Raw genomic sequence first — 16,520 nt, 5'->3', positions numbered from 1 at the left:
GTCGCGGCCCCGTGGTCTTCCGACGGTTGCAGCGCCGCCGGGGCCGCAGAAATTTCCCCTCACGCCCGCGAACGCGCCCCCGTCCGGCGCTCGCGGGGGTCTGCCCGGTTCTGTCCGGGGTGCGCGGTGTACCTTCGGCACTACCGGACGACGTCCCGCGCCGCGGGCCGACGTGACGAGGATCTCCCGGCCCCCGGGGCGTCCCCGCTGGTCCATGGGCCGGGCGATCAGGCACGATCGGCCGGGAGCCGAGAACCTACGGCCGCGTAACTTCAGCCGGGAGCACCCTCCCCAGGCCCAGAAGGATTTCCCCGATATGGCAGAACTCGTCTACCCCCCGGTGATCGGTGTCGCCCGCTCCATGTTCAAGGCGCTCGATCTGCGCTTCGACATCCAGGGCACCGAGCACGTGCCGCAGCGCGGCGGGGCGGTGCTGGTGAGCAACCACATCGGCTATCTCGACTTCATCTTCTGCGGGCTGGCCGCCCGGCCGGCCAAGCGCCTGGTGCGCTTCATGGCCAAGGAGTCCGTCTTCCGGCACAAGGTGTCGGGGCCGCTGATGCGCGCGATGAAGCACATTCCCGTGGACCGCGCGGCCGGCATGGACGCCTACAAGCACGCGCTGTCCGCCCTGCGCTCGGGCGAGATCATCGGCGTCTTCCCGGAGGCGACGATCTCCCAGTCGTTCACGCTGAAGAACTTCAAGTCGGGCGCGGCCCGGCTCGCCCAGGAGGCGGGTGTGCCGCTGCTGCCGATGGCGCTGTGGGGCACCCAGCGGCTGTGGACCAAGGGGCACAAGCGGGATCTGGGCCGCAACCACATTCCGATCACCATGCGGGTGGGCGAGCCGATGGCCGCCGATCCGGCCGAGCACGCCGACACGATCACGGAGCGGGTACGGGGCCGCGTCCAGGAGCTGCTGGAGGCGGCCCAGCGGGCCTATCCCGTCCGCCCCAAGGGTCCGGACGACACCTGGTGGGTTCCGGCCCACCTCGGCGGCACGGCGCCGACCCCCGCGGAGGCCGCGGCCCTGGACCGCCGCTGACGCGCGCCCGGCGGCGCCTGACACCAGGCACCCGCCGGGACGCCGTCCATGTTCGTGGTGGGGAATGACGCGTCCGGCCGCAATGTCGATGACATTGCGGCCGGACGCGTTCTCACGCGCGAGCGTTTACCTCTGCTTGCCCATCTCCGCCGCGAGCGTCGCCACGAAGGCGTCCACATCGGCTTCGGTCGTGTCGAAGGAGCACATCCAGCGGACGTCACCGGCCGCCTCGTCCCAGAAGTAGAAGCGGTAGCTCTTCTGGAGGCGCTCGCTCACGTCGTGCGGCAGCCGCGCGAAGACGGCGTTGGACTGCACCGGGTGCAGGACCTCCACCCCGTCGACGGTCCGTACGCCCTCCGCCAGGCGCGCGGCCATGGCGTTGGCGTGCGAGGCGCTGCGCAGCCATAGATCCCCGGCGAGCAGTGCCTCGAACTGGGCGGAGACGAAACGCATCTTGGAGGCCAGCTGCATGGACAGCTTGCGCAGGTGCTTCATGGCCCGCACCGCGTCCGGGTTCAGCACGACGACGCACTCGCCGAACAGCATGCCGTTCTTCGTGCCGCCGAACGACAGCAGGTCCACACCGGCGTCGGTCGTGAAGACCCGCAGCGGGACGCCGAGCGTGGCCGCGGCGTTGGCGATGCGGGCGCCGTCGAGATGGACCTTCATGCCCCGCTCGTGGGCGTGGTCGCAGATCTCCCGGATCTCCTCCGGCGTGTAACAGGTGCCGAGTTCGGTGGTCTGGGCGATCGAGACGATCTGCGGCTGCGCCCGGTGCTCGTCGTCCCAGCCGTACGCCTCGCGGTCGATGAGCTCGGGGGTGAGCTTGCCGTGCTCGGTCGGCACGGTCAGCAGCTTGAGCCCGCCGACGCGCTCGGGCGCCCCGCCCTCGTCCACGTGAATGTGCGCCGTGTCGGCACAGATCACCGCGCCCCAGCGCTCGGTGGCCGCCTGGAGGGCGACCACATTGGCACCGGTGCCGTTGAAGACCGGGAACGCCTCGGCCGTCGGGCCGAAGTGACCGCGCATCACCTCCTGGAGGTGCGCGGTGTAGACGTCCTCGCCGTAGGCGATCTGGTGGCCGCCGTTGGCGAGGGCGAGGGCCGCGAGGATCTCGGGGTGCGCGCCCGCGTAGTTGTCGCTGGCGAAGCCGCGCGAGGCGGGGTCGTGCCGCCGTATGGCGTCGGTCGTCGCGGTCACGGTTGCGGAGTCAGCCACAGACGGGTTCCGTTCACTTCTTGGGCGGGCTTCCCCCAGACGCCGACGATGGCCTCGGCCAGGTCCTTGACGTCCGTGAAACCCGCGAATTTCGCGTTCGGGCGCTCGGCGCGCATGGCGTCGTGCACCAGGGCCTTGACCACCAGGATGGCAGCGGCCGCCTTGGGTTCGCCCTCGCCCCCCGCCTTGCGGAAGGCGTCGGCGAGCGCGAGCGTCCACGCCTCGGCGGCGGCCTTGGAGGCGGAGTACGCGGCGTTGCCCGCGGTGGGCTTGGAGGCGCCGGCGGCGCTGACGAGGAGATAGCGGCCGTTGCCGCTGCGCTGGAGCGGGGCCTCGAAGGCGAGCGAGGTGTGCTGCACGGTACGGATGAGCAGCTTCTCCAGCAGCTCCCAGTCCGCGAGGTCGGTCTCCGCGAACGTCGCCGAGCCGCGCCAGCCGCCCACCAGGTGCACCAGGCCGTCGATCCGGCCGAATTCCTTCTCGGTGCGGTCGACCCAGCCGCGGGTGGCCTCCAGGTCGAGCAGGTCCACGATGTCGCCGGTGACCGTGGCGCCCCCGTGGGCATAGCGGGCGGCGTCGACGGCCTCGGCGAGCCGGGCGGCGTCCGCGTCGGAGGCGACGACCGTCGCCCCGGCCTCGGCCAGGCGCAGCAGCGTCGCGCGCCCGGCCGGTCCGGCCGCGCCCGCCACCGCCACGACCGCGCCGTCCAGCCGGCCCTCGCCGTTCGTCGTTGTGCTCATGATCGTCGCCTCCGTCTCACGCTTGCTCACGCGGCCGCCTGCCCCTCGCTCGCCGCGGTGATCCCCTTGGTCGAGGCGATCACGCTGCGCAGCTTCTTGGCAAGGGCCTCGTAGAACATGCTGAGCGGGAACTCGTCCGGAAGCACGTCGTCCACGAGCTTGCGCGGGGGCTGGGTCAGGTCGAGGGCGTCGGGGCCCTTGGCCCATACGGAGCCGGGGTGCGGCGCGAGGTAGGACGAGACGAGCTCGTAGGCGGCGAACCAGTGCACGAGCTTGGGACGGTCGATCCCGTCGCGGTAGAGCTTCTCGATCTCGCCGCACAGCTGGTTGGTGACCTGCGGGGCGCGGTCCCAGTCGATGTGCAGTGTGTTGTCCGTCCAGCGTACGACGTCGTGCTTGTGGAGGTAGGCGAACAGCAGCTGCCCGCCGAGGCCGTCGTAGTTGCGCACGCGCTCGCCGGTGACCGGGAAGCGGAACATCCGGTCGAAGAGGACGGCGTACTGCACGTCGCGGCCCTGGGCGTAGCCGTCGCTCTCCAGCTTCACGGCCTCCTTGAAGGCCGTGAGGTCGCAGCGCAGCTCCTCCAGGCCGTACATCCAGAACGGCTGCCGCTGCTTGATCATGAAGGGGTCGAACGGCAGGTCGCCGTGGCTGTGGGTGCGGTCGTGGACCATGTCCCACAGGACGAACGCCTGCTGGCAGCGGTGCTGGTCGCCGATCATCTCCCGGATGTCGGCGGGCAGCTCCAGGCTGAGGATGTCGACGGCCGCTTCGGTGACCCGGCGGAAGCGGGCCGCCTCGCGGTCGCAGAAGATGCCGCCCCAGGTGAAGCGCTCCGGGGCCTCGCGGACGGCGATGGTCTCCGGGAAGAGGACCGCGGAGTTGGTGTCGTAGCCGGCGGTGAAGTCCTCGAAGGTGATGCCGACGAAGAGGGGGTTGTCGTAGCGGGTGCGCTCCAGCTCGGCGAGCCACTCCGGCCATACGACGCGCAGGACGACCGCCTCGAGATTGCGGTCGGGGTTGCCGTTCTGCGTGTACATCGGGAAGACGACGAGGTGCTGGAGTCCGTCGGCGCGCTGCGCCGCGGGCTGGAAGGCCAGCAGCGAGTCCAGGAAGTCGGGCACGGCGAATCCGCCGTCCGCCCAGCGGCGCAGGTCCGTGACGAGCGCGCGGTGGTACGCGGCGTCGTGCGGCAGGAGGGGCGAGAGCTCCTCGACGGCCGTCGCGACCCGGCCGATCTCGGCGCGTACGGTGTCGCCCGGGGGTGCGCCCTCCGCCTCGAGGTCGATGGACCCGTCCGGGGACTGCCACGGCCGGATCGTTTCCACGGCGTCCTTGAGCGTGGCCCACGACGGATGATCGATCACGCGGCTCGCCGCTGTTTCGTCGGTCGCTATCGCTTTCGACGCAAGAATTTCCGTCATGTCTGCCCCTCCTCGGGAGAACTTCGCGTTAAGACACCGTATCTGTGTGCGGTTCTTCATCTCAAGAGGGGCAGCCACAAATTATCCTGCCGACCCCCTGGTCGGACCGCTGATTTTCCTGTCGGCACACACTCGGGTGGCCTCAGGCGCCTCACGTCTCGCGTCCGGCGCGTGCGGCCCGCTGCTGCCCTGGCTCAGTTCCGGCCATTGACGGGCGCTCCTTCATGAGTACCCTCCGGGGCCGCCGAGAATTCATGAATCGGCAACAGTCTTCCGCTATTCGGACGATCAGTGGTCTGACCTGGACAGATCCCGCCGGCACTGCCACGCTCCCGCCATGTCCGTCGCCAACCGGCCCGCAGGCCGCACGACTTCCCGTTCCGCTTCCCTCCACGCCGCTCCTACCGCCGGGCCCTCGCACCTCGCGGCTCCCGGCCACCGCGGGCGCCTGCCGCGCCTCGGCGCCGCGCTCGCCGTGCTGCTGGGCGCGGCCGTCGGCTGTGCCCCGCAGGACGACACCGGCTCCGCGAAGTCGGCCGCCGCGCCGCACGCCGCCGCGTGCGCCAAGGGCCACCTGGCGACCGGGACCGCGGGCAAACTCACCGTGGGCACCGACAAGCCGGCCTACGCCCCGTGGTTCCAGGGCGACGACCCGGCCGACGGCAAGGGCTTCGAGTCGGCCGTCGCGTACGCCGTCGCCGACCGGCTCGGCTACGCCAGATCCGACGTGATCTGGCAGACGGTGCCCTTCAACTCCGCTGTGGCGCCCGGGAAGAAGAAGTTCGACTTCGACCTCAACCAGATCTCCGTCAGCGACGAGCGCCGCCGGGCCGTCGACTTCTCCTCGGGCTACTACGACGTCCGGCAGGCCGTCATCGCGCTCAAGGGCTCACCCGCCGCCAAAGCCACCACGGTCGACGCCCTCAAGCACGTGAAGCTGGGCGCGCAGGTGGGCACCACGAGCCTCGACGTCGTCAACGGCGTCATCCGGCCCGAACAGCGGCCCGCCGTCTTCCAGAAGAACGACTACGCCAAGACCGCGCTCAAGAACGGCCAGGTGGACGCGATCGTCGTGGATCTGCCCACGGCCTTCTACATCACCTCCGCCGAGGTCCAGGAGGCGAAGGTCGTCGGCCAGTTCGCAGCCTCAGGCGGCAGGGCCGAGCAGTTCGGGCTGGTGCTCGACAAAGGCAGCGGGCTCACCGGCTGCGTCAGTGACGCCGTCGACTCCCTGCGCAAGGACGGCACACTCGCCCGCCTGGAGAAGACCTGGCTCTCCGAGGCCGTCGACGCACCGGTGCTCAAATGACGGCCGAGGAGACGGGGCCCGCCACCCCGGCCCGGGGCGCCCTGCCGGAGAGCGACGCCCTGCCGGAGAGCACCGCGTCCCAGGAGGCCGCCACCCAGGACGCATATATTCCTTCCGCACGACGCCTGGAACGCGAACGGTTCAAACGTGCGCGTGCGCGCCGGGCCACCGGCGTGGCGGCCGCCAGCACACTGGTCACCGGCACCGTACTGTTCCTCGCCGTCGTCAACTCCCCCGGCTGGTCCCGCACCCGGGAGACCTTCTTCGACGCGCACTACGCCCGCGAGGCACTGCCCAAGGTGCTCGACGGACTGCTGCTCAACCTCCGGCTGCTGGTCGTCTGCGGGGCCGCGGTCCTCGTACTCGGCCTGCTGACAGCGATCGCCCGCACGCTGCGTGGCCCGGTTTTCTTCCCCTTGCGGGCCCTCGCCACCGCCTACACCGACTTCTTCCGCGGGCTGCCGCTCGTCATCTGTCTCCTGATGGTCGTCTTCGGCGTTCCGGCGCTGCGGCTGCAGGGCGTGACGACGGACCCGGTGCTCCTGGGCGGCACGGCGCTGGTGCTCACGTACTCCGCCTACGTCGCCGAGGTGTTCCGCGCGGGCATCGAGTCCGTGCATCCCAGCCAGCGCGCGGCCGCCCGCTCGCTGGGCCTCTCCGGCCCGCAGACGCTGCGCTACGTGGTGCTGCCACAAGCCGTGCGCCGTGTCGTCCCGCCTCTTCTGAACGACCTCGTCTCGCTCCAGAAGGACACCGGTCTCGTCTCGATCGCGGGCGCCGTCGACGCGGTCTACGCGGCGCAGATCATCGCCGCCAAGAGCTTCAACTACACGCCCTACGTGGTCGCCGGGCTCATCTTCGTGGCCCTCACCATCCCGATGACACGGTTCACCGACTGGATCACCGCACGGATGGACCGCCGCCGGGCCCAGGGAGGAATCGTATGAGCACCGCGGAACCGCCGGCCGCCGTGCTGCGGCTGGAGGCCGTGCGCAAGACCTTCGGCCGCTCCGTCGTCCTGCGCGACGTCGACCTCGAAGTCGCCCCGCACACCGTGACCGCCCTCATCGGGGCGTCCGGCTCGGGCAAGTCGACCCTGCTGCGCTGCGCGAACCTCCTGGAGGAGATCGACGACGGCGCGATCTTCCTGGACGGCGAGGAGATCACCGACCCGCGCGTGGACCCGGACACCGTGCGCCGCCGCATCGGCGTGGTCTTCCAGGCGTACAACCTCTTCCCGCACATGACCGTGCTCGACAACATCACGCTCGCCCCGCGCCGGGTGCACGGCGTGCCGCGGGCCGAGGCGGAGGAGCGGGCGCGGGAGCTCCTGGAGCGGCTCGGCCTGGGCGGCAGGGCCGGTGAGTACCCGGACCGGCTCAGCGGGGGCCAGCAGCAGCGGGTGGCGATCGTACGGGCCCTGGCGGGGCGGCCCCGGCTGCTGCTGCTCGACGAGATCACCGCCGCCCTCGACCCGGAGCTGGTCGGTGAGGTGCTGGGCGTCGTGCGCGATCTCAAGGACGACGGCATGACCATGGTGCTCGCCACCCACGAGATGGGGTTCGCCCGGGACGTCGCCGACCAGGTGTGCTTCCTCGACGGCGGTGTGGTGCTGGAGCGTGGCACGCCCGCGGAGGTCTTCGGCGAGCCCCGCGAGGAGCGCACGCGGCGCTTCCTGCGCCGGCTGGTCGAGGCGGGCCGGCTGTAGCAGTGCGCCGTGTAAGGGGCGCCGTCCAAGGGCCGGTGCCCCTTACACCCCCGGAATCCCGCCGCCTTACGGCAGTTCCTTGACGAGCAGCTCGAACTCGAGGTCGTCGCGCTGCGGGATGCCGAAGCGCTCGTCGCCGTACGGGAAGGGGGACATCCGGCCGGTACGGCGATAACCGCGGCGTTCGTACCAGGCGATCAGCTCGTCACGCTGCCGTATGACGGTCATGTGCATCTCGCCGGCGCCCCACTCGGCACGCACGAAGCGCTCGGCCTCGGCGATGATCACCTTGCCGAGCCCGGCGCCCTGCATCGCCGGACGGACCGCGAACATCCCGAAGTAGGCGTGCGTGCCCCGGTGTTCCAGCTGGCAGCAGGCGACGATCTCGCCCTCGCGCTCCACCACCAGCAGACGGCTGTTCTCGTCCGTCACCACCGCCTCCACGCCCGCGGGGTCGGTCCGCTGTCCGTCCAGCAGATCCGCCTCGGTCGTCCACCCGGCACGGCTGTCGTCACCGCGGTAGGCCGACTCGACGAGTGCCACGAGCTCGGGTACGTCGGCGACGGTCGCCGCCCGGAAGACCGGCTCTGCGGTGCGGCTGCTGGCTGTCTCCATGGTCTCCGTGTGGTCCTCTCCGTACGGCTTCGGCTGCACATCTTGGCTGCATACGAACACTAACCCGATCGGCTCTGCGTACAGTCGCGTCATGGTGCATGTACTGAGCAGCCGCGTGCTTCTGCGGCCCACCGATCCGGAGCGTTCCCGGGACTTCTACGGGCGGGCGCTGGGGCTCGCGGTCTACCGGGAGTTCGGGACCGGCCCGGAGCGCGGCACGGTCTATTTCCTGGGCGGCGGGTTCCTTGAGGTCTCGGGCCGCGCCGACGCGCCGCCGGCCCCCGGCCTCGAGCTGTGGTTCCAGGTCGCGGACGCCGCGGCAGCCCACGCGGAATTCCTCCGCGAGGGCGTCGAGGTGCTGGAGCCGCCGGAGACCAAGCCCTGGGGACTGATCGAGATGTGGATCACGGACCCGGACGGGGTGCGGATCGCGGTGGTCGAGGTGCCGGAGGGACACCCGATGCGCTACCGCCCAGGCATCTGAGGACGCCTGGGCGACGTGCGGCCGCACAGCAGGGGCGACAGGATTCGAACCTGCGACCAGCGGGTTTGGAGTCCGCTGCTCTGGCCAGCTGAGCTACGCCCCTTCGGTGCCCTCACTCTCTCCCGAAGACCGCGCCCAAGGCAAGATCTTTTTTGCCGCGGGCTTCGGGCGGTGGGCGCGCCCCTCCCGTGCACCGGTCTGCCACCCCGGTGCGCCTCCGTGCCACCGCGCGTGCGCGGGCGTGCCCCGCGCCGCGCAGTGCTCCCCTTGTGCGCCCGTGCGCTCCCATGTGACGCGACTCGGGCGGGAATCCTCCGGGGGTAGGTCTGCCTGACCGGGGAGGTGCGCGGTGCACGAACCACCGCTCATCGGCTGGCTGCTGGTGGCACTGTGCGCCGCGACCGGCGCGTATTGCCTCGTGAGGGCGGGAGCGAGGAACCCGGCGGAGGTCCGGTCCACGGGTGGTGACGCCTTGATGGGCCTGGGCATGGCGGTGATGGCCGTACCGACCGCCGGCCTCACCAGCCACCCGTGGGGCGCCCCGGTGTTCGCGGCCGTGTTCGGCGCGGCGGGCCTGCGTTCCCTCCTGGTGGCACGCGGCCGTACGGAAGCGCACCTGCACCATCTCCACCACGCCGTCGGCGCGTTCGCCATGGTCTACATGGCGCTGGCGATGGCGGGTTCCCCCATGAGCGGGCACACCGGGAGCGCGCACGCCGAAGGGCACGGCCCCGCGGGGACGCCTCTGCTGACGGGCCTGCTGCTGGTGTACTTCGCGGTGTACGTCGTACGGACGGTGGCCGCCCTCGTCCCCGTGGTCGCCGCCACCTCCGGCGAGGCGCCCTGGCCGGGCCGTCCCGATCTCACCAACGCGTGCCGGCTGTCCATGGGCATCGGCATGCTGGCGATGCTGCTCACCCTCTGAGCACGCGCGGTCCCTCTGCGAGACCGTGGCGTGCGTCACTTCGCGCCCGGGACCGTACCCGGGCACGGCGTCGCGCTCATAGGCTGCGGCCATGATGGTCCCGCTCGTGCTGCTGGTCCTCGGTGGGCTGGTCGCCGCGATGACGCCGCGCTTGCTGACCCGCTCCGACTGGGCCGACCGCGAACCCGTCGTGGCCCTGTGGGTCTGGCAGTGCGCGGTGGCGGCCGTGCTGCTGTGCTGTGCTCTCGCCATGGCGCTCAGCGCCGCGGCGGCCTGGCAGGCGGTACGCGGCCATGTGTTCGCGGCCGCCCCGCACGGAGTCATGGAGGCGTACGCCCTCGCCTCGTACCGTCCGTGGGCCGCCCCGCTGGCCGTGGCGCTGGGCTTCGGCGCGGTGTGGACCGCCGCGATGCTGACCCGTGAGATCGGCCTGGCCCGGGCCTGCCGCCGGCAGCGCCGCACCGATCTGCTCGTCCGCGCACCGCAGTTGCCGGGTGAGGCGCCGGACGCGGACCGGCTGGTGGTGCTCGAGGGCGAGCGGCCGGACGCGTGGTGGCTGCGCGGCGGGACGGCTCCCCGGCTGGTCGTCACGACGGGCGCGCTGCGCCGCCTCTCGGACTCGCAGCTGGACGCGGTGCTGGCCCATGAGCAGGGGCACGCGCGGGCGCGGCACAGCTGGCTGCTGCACTCCTCGTCGGCGCTGGCGACCGGCTTCCCGCAGGTGCCGGTCTTCGCGGCGTTCCGCGACCAGGTGCACCATCTCGTCGAGCTGGCGGCGGACGACGCCGCCTCGCGGCGGTTCGGCCGGATGACGACGGCGCTGGCGCTGGTCGAGCTCAACGAGGACCGCGGTGTCTTCGGCCCCTGCCCGGCCCAGCTGTCGCAGGTGCCGCGCCGGGTGGACCGGCTGCTGTCCCCTGGGCCGCGGCTGACGACGGCACGGCGGCTGCGGTTGACGGCTGCCGGAGCCCTGGTTCCGGCGGTGCCCTTGCTGGTGGCCTTCATGCCCGGACTGAGCGCGCTGGGCTGAACCCCCGGCGGGACGCTCTCCGGGCAGTTCGGGTGGCGCTGCGGCCGGGGCTTCCGCAAGGATCCGGCCATGCACGTTCCGACGCGCTCCGACGCGCCCGCCCTCCCGACCCGCCCCGCGCCCGCCGCCGGGTGGCGCGCAACTGCCGTTCTCTGCGCCCTGTTTCTCGCTCTGACGGTGCTGGTCGTCCGCGATTGGGGTCCGCTCGTATCGCTGGACCGGCGGGTGGCCGATGGCCTCCATCCGATCGCCGTCGGGCACCACGGCTGGACGGGGTTCGTCCGCTGGCTGTCGGAGCGGTTGTGGGACCCCTGGACCATGCGCGCGGTTCTCGCCGTGGCGGCGCTCTGGCTGGCGCGGCGGCGCGCGTGGCTGCTGATCGCGTGGATCGCGGGGACGTCCGCCGCCGGAACGCTGGCGCAGCAGGCCCTCAAGTCCGCTGTCGGCCGGGACCGCCCGCACTGGCCGGATCCGGTGGCCGTCGCCAGCTATCAGGCGTTCCCCTCGGGCCACGCGCTGACCGCCACCGTGACGTGCGCACTGGTGGTGTGGCTGCTGTGGCTGCACCGCGTACGTCCCGCCGGAATCCGCGCGGCGCTGGCGGTGGGAGCGCTGTCGGTGATCGGCGTGGGCTTCACCCGTCTCTATCTCGGTGTGCACTGGCTGTCCGACGTGGTGGGCGGCTGGCTGCTGGGCGCGGCGCTCGTCGCGGGGGCGGTGTGGGCGTACGACGCCGTGACGGCGGGGCGCGGCACCGGAGCGGGGGCCGGGCGGGAGGGTACCCGGACCGGCCGGAAATAGTTCAAGCTTCATCTATGTTGGCGGGGAGGAAAGGAGCGATCCATGACCGCTTTCACCCCCTTCTCCCCCACCGCCGCCGTGCCGGTGTCCCCGCACCCGCTGGCGGACGAGTACGAGCGCGCGCACCTCTTCTTCGAGGCGAGGGACTACACGGAGGCCGCGCGCATCCTGGCACCCGTCGTCGAGGCGGAACCGGCCCACCTGGCGGCCCGGCTGCTCCTCGCCCGGTCGTACTACCACTCCGCCCAGCTGAACCGGGCCGAGGCCGAGGCGCGGCGCGTCCTGGACCGCGCCCCCGCCGAGGCGTACGCGCGTCTGCTGCTCGGGCGCACGCTGGAACGGCAGAGCCGGGACGCCGAGGCGGCTCCCCACCTCCGGCTGGCCGCCGCGATGAACGGCGACTACGCCTCGGCCGCCCCGGTTGTCCACAGGACCGCCACGTGACGGCCCCTGAATGGGACAGTGCTCCCATGAGCAACCTCGAACTCCGGCCCGCACCGGCCGAATGCGGTGGCCGCGCCGACGTCACCGCGCGGCCGGTGCGGGAGCTGCTGCCCGCGAAGCGGGTCCCGCTCGGCGAGAGCACCGTCGTGCGCCGTCTGCTGCCCAGCCTCGGGCGCCGCATGGTCGGCGCGTGGTGCTTCGTCGACCACTACGGCCCGGACGACATCGCCCAGGAGCCGGGGATGCAGGTGCCCCCTCATCCGCACATGGGCCTGCAGACCGTCAGTTGGCTCCATGACGGCGAGGTGCTGCACCGGGACAGCCTCGGCAGCCTTCAGACCCTGCGTCCGGGGCAGTTGGGGCTGATGACGGCGGGGGGTGCCATCGCGCACTCGGAGGAGTCCCCGCGCGAGCACGCGCGCCTGCTGCACGGCGCCCAGCTGTGGGTGGCGCTGCCGGACGCGCACCGGCACACCACCCCGGCGTGGGAGCACCATGCCGAGCTGCCGCGGGTGACGGGCGGCGGCCTGCGCGCCACCGTCCTCATGGGCGAACTGGACGGCGCGGCCTCCCCCGCCACCACCTTCAGCCCGCTCATGGGCGCCGACATCACCCTGCCGGCGGGCGCTTCCGCGCGCCTCCCGGTCCGGCCCGACTTCGAGTACGCGGCCCTCACCATGTCCGGCGAGGCCGAGGTGGACGGCGTGCGCCTCGCCCCGGGCTCCATGCTCTACCTCGGCTGCGGACGCTCCGAACTCCCGCTCCGCGCGGACGTGGACAGCTCGTTCATGCTGCTGGGCGGCGAGCCGTTCGAGGAACGCATCCTCATGTGGTGGAACTTCGTGGGCCGTTCCCACGAGGACATCGTCCAGGCCAGGGAGGACTGGACGACGGGGACGCGCTTCGGCGAGGTGTGCGGCTACGACGGCAGCCGGCTGGCCGCTCCCGCGCTGCCGCCGGTTCCCCTCAAGCCGCGTGGCAGGGTGCGCTGACCTGGGGAGACGACTGCGGCCCCGACCGCGTAGTGCACGTATTCGTGGACGACACGGAAGCCGGTCTTCGTGGCGAGGTGGCGGCTGGCGTGGTTGTCCCGGGAGCAGGTCCAGGACGGGACGCGGCCGCGGGTGGTGAGGTCCGCGCAGAGCGCCTCGACGCAGGCCGAGGCCAGGCCCCGTCCGCGTGCTCCGGGGAGGGTGGCGACGGCGATGTCCTCGTGGCGGCTGCCGACGAAGAAGGGGCAGGCCAGGGAGAGGAGTTGACCCTCGCGGAAGGCGCCCCAGCAGCGGCCGGAGGCGGCGAGGCCGGCGGGGCCGCCCCAGCTCGCGCTGGTCCACGCCAGGTCCGGGCCCAGGGCGCGCAGGGCCTGGGTGTCGCGGGGCAGGAGCCGGCGGACGGTCGTGCCGGGGCCCAGGCGCACGGCGGGGGGCGGGTCGCTCCGGATCCAGATCATGCGCTCCCAGGGGACCAGGCGGTGGAAGGCGGCGCCGAGGAGGGGCAGGAACCTGTCCGGGGCGGCCACGTAATGACCGGCCAGACAGGCCAGTTCCTCCGGGGCGGTCCATCGCGGGTCCCCCGCCAGGATGGCGTGCCCGGCGCAGGAGACGGCGGCGGCCCGTGGATCGGCGGGGTCGTCGGTCCACCAGCTCCCGTGGCCGGTGAGGGTGACGTGCTCGGGGAGGGCTCCCAGCCCGGGGCGGCCGGCGGGGAACCGGAGCGGCCCGGCCGGGAGGGCCGTGCCGTGGAGATGTTCGACCAGCATCACATCACTCCGGGGTACGCGCGCAGCGGGCGGTACGGAACCGTTGCCGGTGCCGTACCGCCGCTGCCTGCCCGCTGTCAGGTGCAGGCTTTGCTTCCGTGGTTGGCGTTCTTCTTGCGACGGGCTCGCTTCTTGCGGGCGCGCTTGGACACGGTGGTGGTTCCCTTCGTCAGGCGGTCGTGGTTCTTTACGTCAGGCGGCCTTGGCGACCAGCTGGTCGGCGAGCTTGCGCAGTCGGCGCACGGTGCGCTCCTCCATCGCGACGGGGGCCGCCGGGGAGAGGGCCGTGCGGTCGTAGTAGGCACCGGCGACGAGCTCGGTGGCGGGGTCGCAGAGCCGGACGACGCGCTCGGCGCCCTCCACGGCGGAGTCGCCCTCGTGCGCGTACAGCGGCAGCAGTCCGGTGTCGCACACGCCGGGGTGCACACTGACCGACGTCCACGGAGCCTGCTCGCGGGCGAAGACGGTCAGCGCCAGCTGGGACTGCGCGTAGGCGGCGAGACGGGAGTAGCGCTTGGTGCGCTGCGGGTCGTTCCAGGAGATCGAGGCCGTGCGGTGCATGGAGGAGGACACGTTGACGACGCGGCTGCCGGGCCGGGCGCTCAGCGGGCCCGCCAGTTCGTGGGTGAGCAGATAGGCCGCCAGGAAGTTGACCTGGAGGGAGAGTTCGTTCCCGTCGGCGGTCATCGTGCGCTGTTCGGGCGCGACGACGGCCGCGTTGTTGACCAGGACGTCCAGGACGGGGTGTTCCTCGGCGATGCGGGTGGCCATGGCCCGCACCTCGTCCAGGCGGGAGAAGTCGGCGACGGCCAGCCGCAGGCGCAGGGTGTCGGTGCCGGCCGCCGTCAGGCGGACGATGGCGTCGTCGCCGGACTCCTGGTCAGGGGCGTGGACGATGACCGTGTCGCCCCGTTCGGCGAGCAGCCGGGCGGTCTCCCAGCCGATACCGGATGTGGCACCGGTGACCAGAACGGTCCTGGAGGCGGGCGAGACAGCAGAAGACATGGGAATCCACTCCGGATCGGGCAGAGCGGCAGCGAGCGCCGTAGGACGCGGCTGCCGTGCGAGCGTGAAGGGGCATCAGTGACAGGACGGCGGAGGCCGGGATGCGCTGTGCCGGGTGACACCGGCCGCCGCCTGTGGGGCGCGGCCGGGGAGTCGGTGAACAGCAGGTGCGCTCAGCGCACCGTGTGGGAACGGCACGCGGAACCGTGCAGCGCCGTATGAGGCGGCCGGTCGTCGTGGCGAAGGTGGCTGTTCACGGGGACCATTGAAGGAAGCCGGAAGTCCGGGCACAAGCGACACGCCGCATCCCTGACGCCGCCCTGACGTACGTGCTCCCTGGCGTTCCGCCGCGCACGTGGCGCCCGGGTCCGACGCCGCTGACGGCGAGGGCGCGTTCGGGCCGCGTCAAGAACAGGAAACCGCCTTGGCCGAGTTCACCTCCAGTTGTTCTACTAGTGTGCAAACAAGTGGAGGTTTTGCTTTCATGCCGCAATCACGATCCACGTACGTCAACGCCCGTCGCCTTGCCGTCTCCCTCGTACCGCCTCTGATCGCCGCTGCCGTCGTCCTGGCGGTGTTCCTCTCGGTGCGGGACCGGCTGCCCGGCCGGCTCGCCTCCCACATCGGCCCCGGGGGGAATGCCGACGGCTACTCGGGCCAAGGTTCCTTCCTCGCCGTCGCGTTGGGAGTGCTGCTGGGCGTCGGTGCCCTCTTCGGCGCGCTCGTCCACTGGATGCGGCCGAACGACGACGGCCAGCGCGTGGTGGCCGTCATCGGCGGTGCCGTCGCGGTGCTCACCGGGTGGCTGGCCACCGCCGTGCTGCTGGCCAACACCGGCGTCGACGACGCCTCCTCGGTCACGCTGCCCGGGACGCAGGCCGCGTTCGCCGTCGGGGCCACGGCGCTCTACGCGGCCGTGGGCTGGCCGGCCTGCGGCAAGGCCGAGGAAGCCGGGACGGTACCCGGATCCTCCGCCGACGCCTCGCGTCTCGCGCTCGGTGACTCCGAGATCGCCGGCTGGACGCGCGTGGCGGGCTCCCGGGTCCTGCCCGTCACCGGTCTCCTGCTCCTTGCCGCCGGCGTCGTCGTCGGGTTCACCGCCGGCTGGCTGCCCGCACTGCCACTCCTCGTCACCGGAATCCTGATGGCTCTGCTCACGGGTGCCCGGGTCACCGCGGACCGGCGCGGGCTCACCGTCACCCCCTCGATCGCCCCCTGGCCGCGCCTCAACGTGCCGCTGCGGAAGATCGCCGAAGCCGGTCACCGCACCGTCAGCCCGCTGCGGGACTTCGGCGGCTGGGGCTATCGCATCCGCCCCGGGGCGAGCGGCATCGTGCTGCGTTCCGGTGATGCCATCAGCGTCCGCCTGACCACCGGCAGCGAGTTCGTCGTCACCGTCGACGACGCCGCCACGGCCGCCGCGCTGCTCAACACCCTCGCCGACCGCGAACGCCGCACCACCGCGGGAGGGTGACCGTGCTCTTCCGCGTCGACCCCTCGTCCGCCGTGCCCCTGGGCGACCAGATCGCCGCCTGCGTCCGCGGTGCCATCGCCGACGGCACCGCGGGCACCGGCGAGCGCCTGCCCTCCGCCCGCGATCTCGCCGCGTCGCTCGGTGTCAACATGCACACCGTGCTCCGGGGTTACCAACGGCTGCGCGAGGAGGGCCTCCTCGAGCTGCGCCGGGGGCGCGGTGCCGTGGTCACCGGAGGACCGACGGCCGGACGCGCCCGGCTCACCGTGCAGGCCCAGCGCCTGGTCGCCGATGCCCGCGCGCTGGGGCTGAGTGACGACGACGTGCTCGGTCTGGTCAGGACGTCCCTGTCGGCCGACGGCATGTGAGGTCGCGCGGAACACCACCATGCGAGGGGAGCGGGGGGGGGGGGGGGGGGGGGGGGGGGGGGGGTGGGGGGGGGGGGGGGGGGGGGGGGGGGGAGGCGCAAAGACAGGGGGGGGGGGGGGAGGGTGGGGTGTTTAAGGTGCATAAAGGGCGGGGAGGGGGGAGGAACGGGG

Annotated in this window: 19 protein-coding genes and 1 tRNA gene; 12 read left to right on the top strand and 8 right to left on the bottom strand. The window is 72.3% G+C overall.

Annotated elements, in window-relative coordinates; all coding sequences use genetic code 11:
* Nucleotides 1-316: 316 nt before the first annotated feature.
* Nucleotides 317-1,045 (top strand): lysophospholipid acyltransferase family protein, encoded by a 729-nt coding sequence (locus ACZ4A5_RS28735; RefSeq protein WP_398869294.1) that lies wholly within the window; start codon nt 317-319, stop codon nt 1,043-1,045.
* Nucleotides 1,046-1,171: 126 nt separating this feature from the next.
* Here ACZ4A5_RS28735 and ACZ4A5_RS28730 read toward each other — a convergent pair whose 3' ends face one another.
* The 3 genes from ACZ4A5_RS28730 to ACZ4A5_RS28720 are packed head-to-tail and all read right to left on the bottom strand — an operon-like array spanning nt 1,172 to nt 4,427.
* A complete protein-coding gene (locus ACZ4A5_RS28730) occupies nt 1,172-2,263 on the bottom strand; it encodes a threonine aldolase family protein (RefSeq protein ID WP_467590447.1) in 1,092 nt (363 codons plus the stop codon).
* Nucleotides 2,242-3,003, bottom strand: coding sequence for an SDR family NAD(P)-dependent oxidoreductase (locus tag ACZ4A5_RS28725; RefSeq protein WP_467590444.1), 762 nt, complete (start codon nt 3,001-3,003; stop codon nt 2,242-2,244). Before ACZ4A5_RS28725 ends, ACZ4A5_RS28730 begins: the two co-directional genes overlap by 22 nt.
* Before the next feature lie 26 nt (nt 3,004-3,029).
* The gene (locus ACZ4A5_RS28720; RefSeq protein WP_467590442.1) at nt 3,030-4,427 is read right to left on the bottom strand and encodes a DUF6421 family protein; all 1,398 of its coding nucleotides are present in this window, start codon (nt 4,425-4,427) and stop codon (nt 3,030-3,032) included.
* A gap of 337 nt (nt 4,428-4,764) precedes the next feature.
* Between ACZ4A5_RS28720 and ACZ4A5_RS28715 the strand changes: the two genes are divergently transcribed.
* Genes ACZ4A5_RS28715 through ACZ4A5_RS28705 form a run of 3 tightly spaced genes read left to right on the top strand, consistent with a single transcriptional unit; the run spans nt 4,765 to nt 7,444 of the window.
* The gene (locus tag ACZ4A5_RS28715) at nt 4,765-5,736 is read left to right on the top strand and encodes an ABC transporter substrate-binding protein (protein ID WP_467590439.1); all 972 of its coding nucleotides are present in this window, start codon (nt 4,765-4,767) and stop codon (nt 5,734-5,736) included.
* Nucleotides 5,733-6,683 carry an amino acid ABC transporter permease gene (locus ACZ4A5_RS28710; protein ID WP_467590437.1) on the top strand — a complete coding sequence of 317 codons (951 nt, stop codon included), beginning with the start codon at nt 5,733-5,735 and terminating at the stop codon, nt 6,681-6,683. The genes ACZ4A5_RS28715 and ACZ4A5_RS28710 overlap by 4 nt, the downstream gene beginning before the upstream one ends.
* Complete coding sequence (locus tag ACZ4A5_RS28705) at nt 6,680-7,444, top strand: amino acid ABC transporter ATP-binding protein (RefSeq protein ID WP_467590435.1); 765 nt, start codon at nt 6,680-6,682, stop codon at nt 7,442-7,444. Before ACZ4A5_RS28710 ends, ACZ4A5_RS28705 begins: the two co-directional genes overlap by 4 nt.
* Before the next feature lie 66 nt (nt 7,445-7,510).
* On the opposite strand, the gene ACZ4A5_RS28700 is transcribed toward ACZ4A5_RS28705, so the two are convergent.
* Nucleotides 7,511-8,059, bottom strand: coding sequence for a GNAT family N-acetyltransferase (locus tag ACZ4A5_RS28700; RefSeq protein ID WP_467590432.1), 549 nt, complete (start codon nt 8,057-8,059; stop codon nt 7,511-7,513).
* 91 nt (nt 8,060-8,150) lie between these two features.
* Between ACZ4A5_RS28700 and ACZ4A5_RS28695 the strand changes: the two genes are divergently transcribed.
* Nucleotides 8,151-8,543, top strand: coding sequence for a VOC family protein (locus ACZ4A5_RS28695; protein WP_467590429.1), 393 nt, complete (start codon nt 8,151-8,153; stop codon nt 8,541-8,543).
* Between the two features lie 29 nt (nt 8,544-8,572).
* On the opposite strand, the gene ACZ4A5_RS28690 is transcribed toward ACZ4A5_RS28695, so the two are convergent.
* A tRNA-Trp gene (locus ACZ4A5_RS28690) sits at nt 8,573-8,646 on the bottom strand.
* Between the two features lie 246 nt (nt 8,647-8,892).
* Here ACZ4A5_RS28690 and ACZ4A5_RS28685 point away from each other — a divergent pair.
* The 5 genes from ACZ4A5_RS28685 to ACZ4A5_RS28665 all read left to right on the top strand — a co-directional run bounded on the left by ACZ4A5_RS28685 (nt 8,893) and on the right by ACZ4A5_RS28665 (nt 12,735).
* A complete protein-coding gene (locus tag ACZ4A5_RS28685; protein WP_467590426.1) occupies nt 8,893-9,468 on the top strand; it encodes a DUF5134 domain-containing protein in 576 nt (191 codons plus the stop codon).
* 91 nt (nt 9,469-9,559) lie between these two features.
* Nucleotides 9,560-10,498 (top strand): M56 family metallopeptidase, encoded by a 939-nt coding sequence (locus tag ACZ4A5_RS28680; protein WP_467590424.1) that lies wholly within the window; start codon nt 9,560-9,562, stop codon nt 10,496-10,498.
* A 69-nt stretch (nt 10,499-10,567) separates the two neighbouring features.
* Nucleotides 10,568-11,299 carry a phosphatase PAP2 family protein gene (locus ACZ4A5_RS28675; RefSeq protein WP_467590422.1) on the top strand — a complete coding sequence of 244 codons (732 nt, stop codon included), beginning with the start codon at nt 10,568-10,570 and terminating at the stop codon, nt 11,297-11,299.
* Between the two features lie 42 nt (nt 11,300-11,341).
* Complete coding sequence (locus ACZ4A5_RS28670; protein WP_467590419.1) at nt 11,342-11,743, top strand: tetratricopeptide repeat protein; 402 nt, start codon at nt 11,342-11,344, stop codon at nt 11,741-11,743.
* Nucleotides 11,744-11,769: 26 nt separating this feature from the next.
* Nucleotides 11,770-12,735, top strand: a complete 966-nt coding sequence (locus ACZ4A5_RS28665) for a pirin family protein (RefSeq protein ID WP_467590416.1) — start codon at nt 11,770-11,772, stop codon at nt 12,733-12,735.
* Here ACZ4A5_RS28665 and ACZ4A5_RS28660 read toward each other — a convergent pair.
* The 3 genes from ACZ4A5_RS28660 to ACZ4A5_RS28650 all read right to left on the bottom strand — a co-directional run bounded on the left by ACZ4A5_RS28660 (nt 12,663) and on the right by ACZ4A5_RS28650 (nt 14,507).
* Nucleotides 12,663-13,502 carry a GNAT family N-acetyltransferase gene (locus ACZ4A5_RS28660; RefSeq protein ID WP_467590414.1) on the bottom strand — a complete coding sequence of 280 codons (840 nt, stop codon included), beginning with the start codon at nt 13,500-13,502 and terminating at the stop codon, nt 12,663-12,665. The genes ACZ4A5_RS28665 and ACZ4A5_RS28660 overlap by 73 nt on opposite strands.
* A gap of 77 nt (nt 13,503-13,579) precedes the next feature.
* A complete protein-coding gene (locus ACZ4A5_RS28655; RefSeq protein WP_467590489.1) occupies nt 13,580-13,654 on the bottom strand; it encodes a 50S ribosomal protein bL37 in 75 nt (24 codons plus the stop codon).
* 40 nt (nt 13,655-13,694) lie between these two features.
* On the bottom strand, nt 13,695-14,507 hold the full coding sequence (locus tag ACZ4A5_RS28650) for an SDR family NAD(P)-dependent oxidoreductase (protein WP_467590411.1): 813 nt from the start codon (nt 14,505-14,507) through the stop codon (nt 13,695-13,697).
* 484 nt (nt 14,508-14,991) lie between these two features.
* Here ACZ4A5_RS28650 and ACZ4A5_RS28645 point away from each other — a divergent pair, with 484 nt between their 5' ends.
* Together ACZ4A5_RS28645 and ACZ4A5_RS28640 are read left to right on the top strand one after the other, a co-directional pair.
* On the top strand, nt 14,992-15,981 hold the full coding sequence (locus ACZ4A5_RS28645; protein WP_467590409.1) for an SdpI family protein: 990 nt from the start codon (nt 14,992-14,994) through the stop codon (nt 15,979-15,981).
* Between the two features lie 2 nt (nt 15,982-15,983).
* Complete coding sequence (locus ACZ4A5_RS28640; protein WP_467590486.1) at nt 15,984-16,349, top strand: GntR family transcriptional regulator; 366 nt, start codon at nt 15,984-15,986, stop codon at nt 16,347-16,349.
* Nucleotides 16,350-16,520 lie beyond the last annotated feature (171 nt).

It is taken from the genome of Streptomyces sp. NPDC025618, from assembly GCF_055558795.1.
The sequence above is the reverse complement of the archived record's forward strand: the minus strand, read 5'-3'. Positions and strand labels throughout refer to the sequence as shown.

Excerpts from the sequence above, each read along its gene's own strand:
- ACZ4A5_RS28735 (WP_398869294.1), top strand. The coding sequence starts at position 317 with ATGGCAGAACTCGTCTACCCCCCGGTGATCGGTGTCGCCCGCTCCATG.
- ACZ4A5_RS28725 (WP_467590444.1), bottom strand. The coding sequence starts at position 3,003 with ATGAGCACAACGACGAACGGCGAGGGCCGGCTGGACGGCGCGGTCGTG.
- ACZ4A5_RS28720 (WP_467590442.1), bottom strand. The coding sequence starts at position 4,427 with ATGACGGAAATTCTTGCGTCGAAAGCGATAGCGACCGACGAAACAGCG.
- ACZ4A5_RS28715 (WP_467590439.1), top strand. The coding sequence starts at position 4,765 with ATGTCCGTCGCCAACCGGCCCGCAGGCCGCACGACTTCCCGTTCCGCT.
- ACZ4A5_RS28710 (WP_467590437.1), top strand. The coding sequence starts at position 5,733 with ATGACGGCCGAGGAGACGGGGCCCGCCACCCCGGCCCGGGGCGCCCTG.
- ACZ4A5_RS28705 (WP_467590435.1), top strand. The coding sequence starts at position 6,680 with ATGAGCACCGCGGAACCGCCGGCCGCCGTGCTGCGGCTGGAGGCCGTG.
- ACZ4A5_RS28700 (WP_467590432.1), bottom strand. The coding sequence starts at position 8,059 with ATGGAGACAGCCAGCAGCCGCACCGCAGAGCCGGTCTTCCGGGCGGCG.
- ACZ4A5_RS28695 (WP_467590429.1), top strand. The coding sequence starts at position 8,151 with ATGGTGCATGTACTGAGCAGCCGCGTGCTTCTGCGGCCCACCGATCCG.
- ACZ4A5_RS28680 (WP_467590424.1), top strand. The coding sequence starts at position 9,560 with ATGATGGTCCCGCTCGTGCTGCTGGTCCTCGGTGGGCTGGTCGCCGCG.
- ACZ4A5_RS28675 (WP_467590422.1), top strand. The coding sequence starts at position 10,568 with ATGCACGTTCCGACGCGCTCCGACGCGCCCGCCCTCCCGACCCGCCCC.
- ACZ4A5_RS28670 (WP_467590419.1), top strand. The coding sequence starts at position 11,342 with ATGACCGCTTTCACCCCCTTCTCCCCCACCGCCGCCGTGCCGGTGTCC.
- ACZ4A5_RS28665 (WP_467590416.1), top strand. The coding sequence starts at position 11,770 with ATGAGCAACCTCGAACTCCGGCCCGCACCGGCCGAATGCGGTGGCCGC.
- ACZ4A5_RS28660 (WP_467590414.1), bottom strand. The coding sequence starts at position 13,502 with ATGCTGGTCGAACATCTCCACGGCACGGCCCTCCCGGCCGGGCCGCTC.
- ACZ4A5_RS28650 (WP_467590411.1), bottom strand. The coding sequence starts at position 14,507 with ATGTCTTCTGCTGTCTCGCCCGCCTCCAGGACCGTTCTGGTCACCGGT.
- ACZ4A5_RS28645 (WP_467590409.1), top strand. The coding sequence starts at position 14,992 with ATGCCGCAATCACGATCCACGTACGTCAACGCCCGTCGCCTTGCCGTC.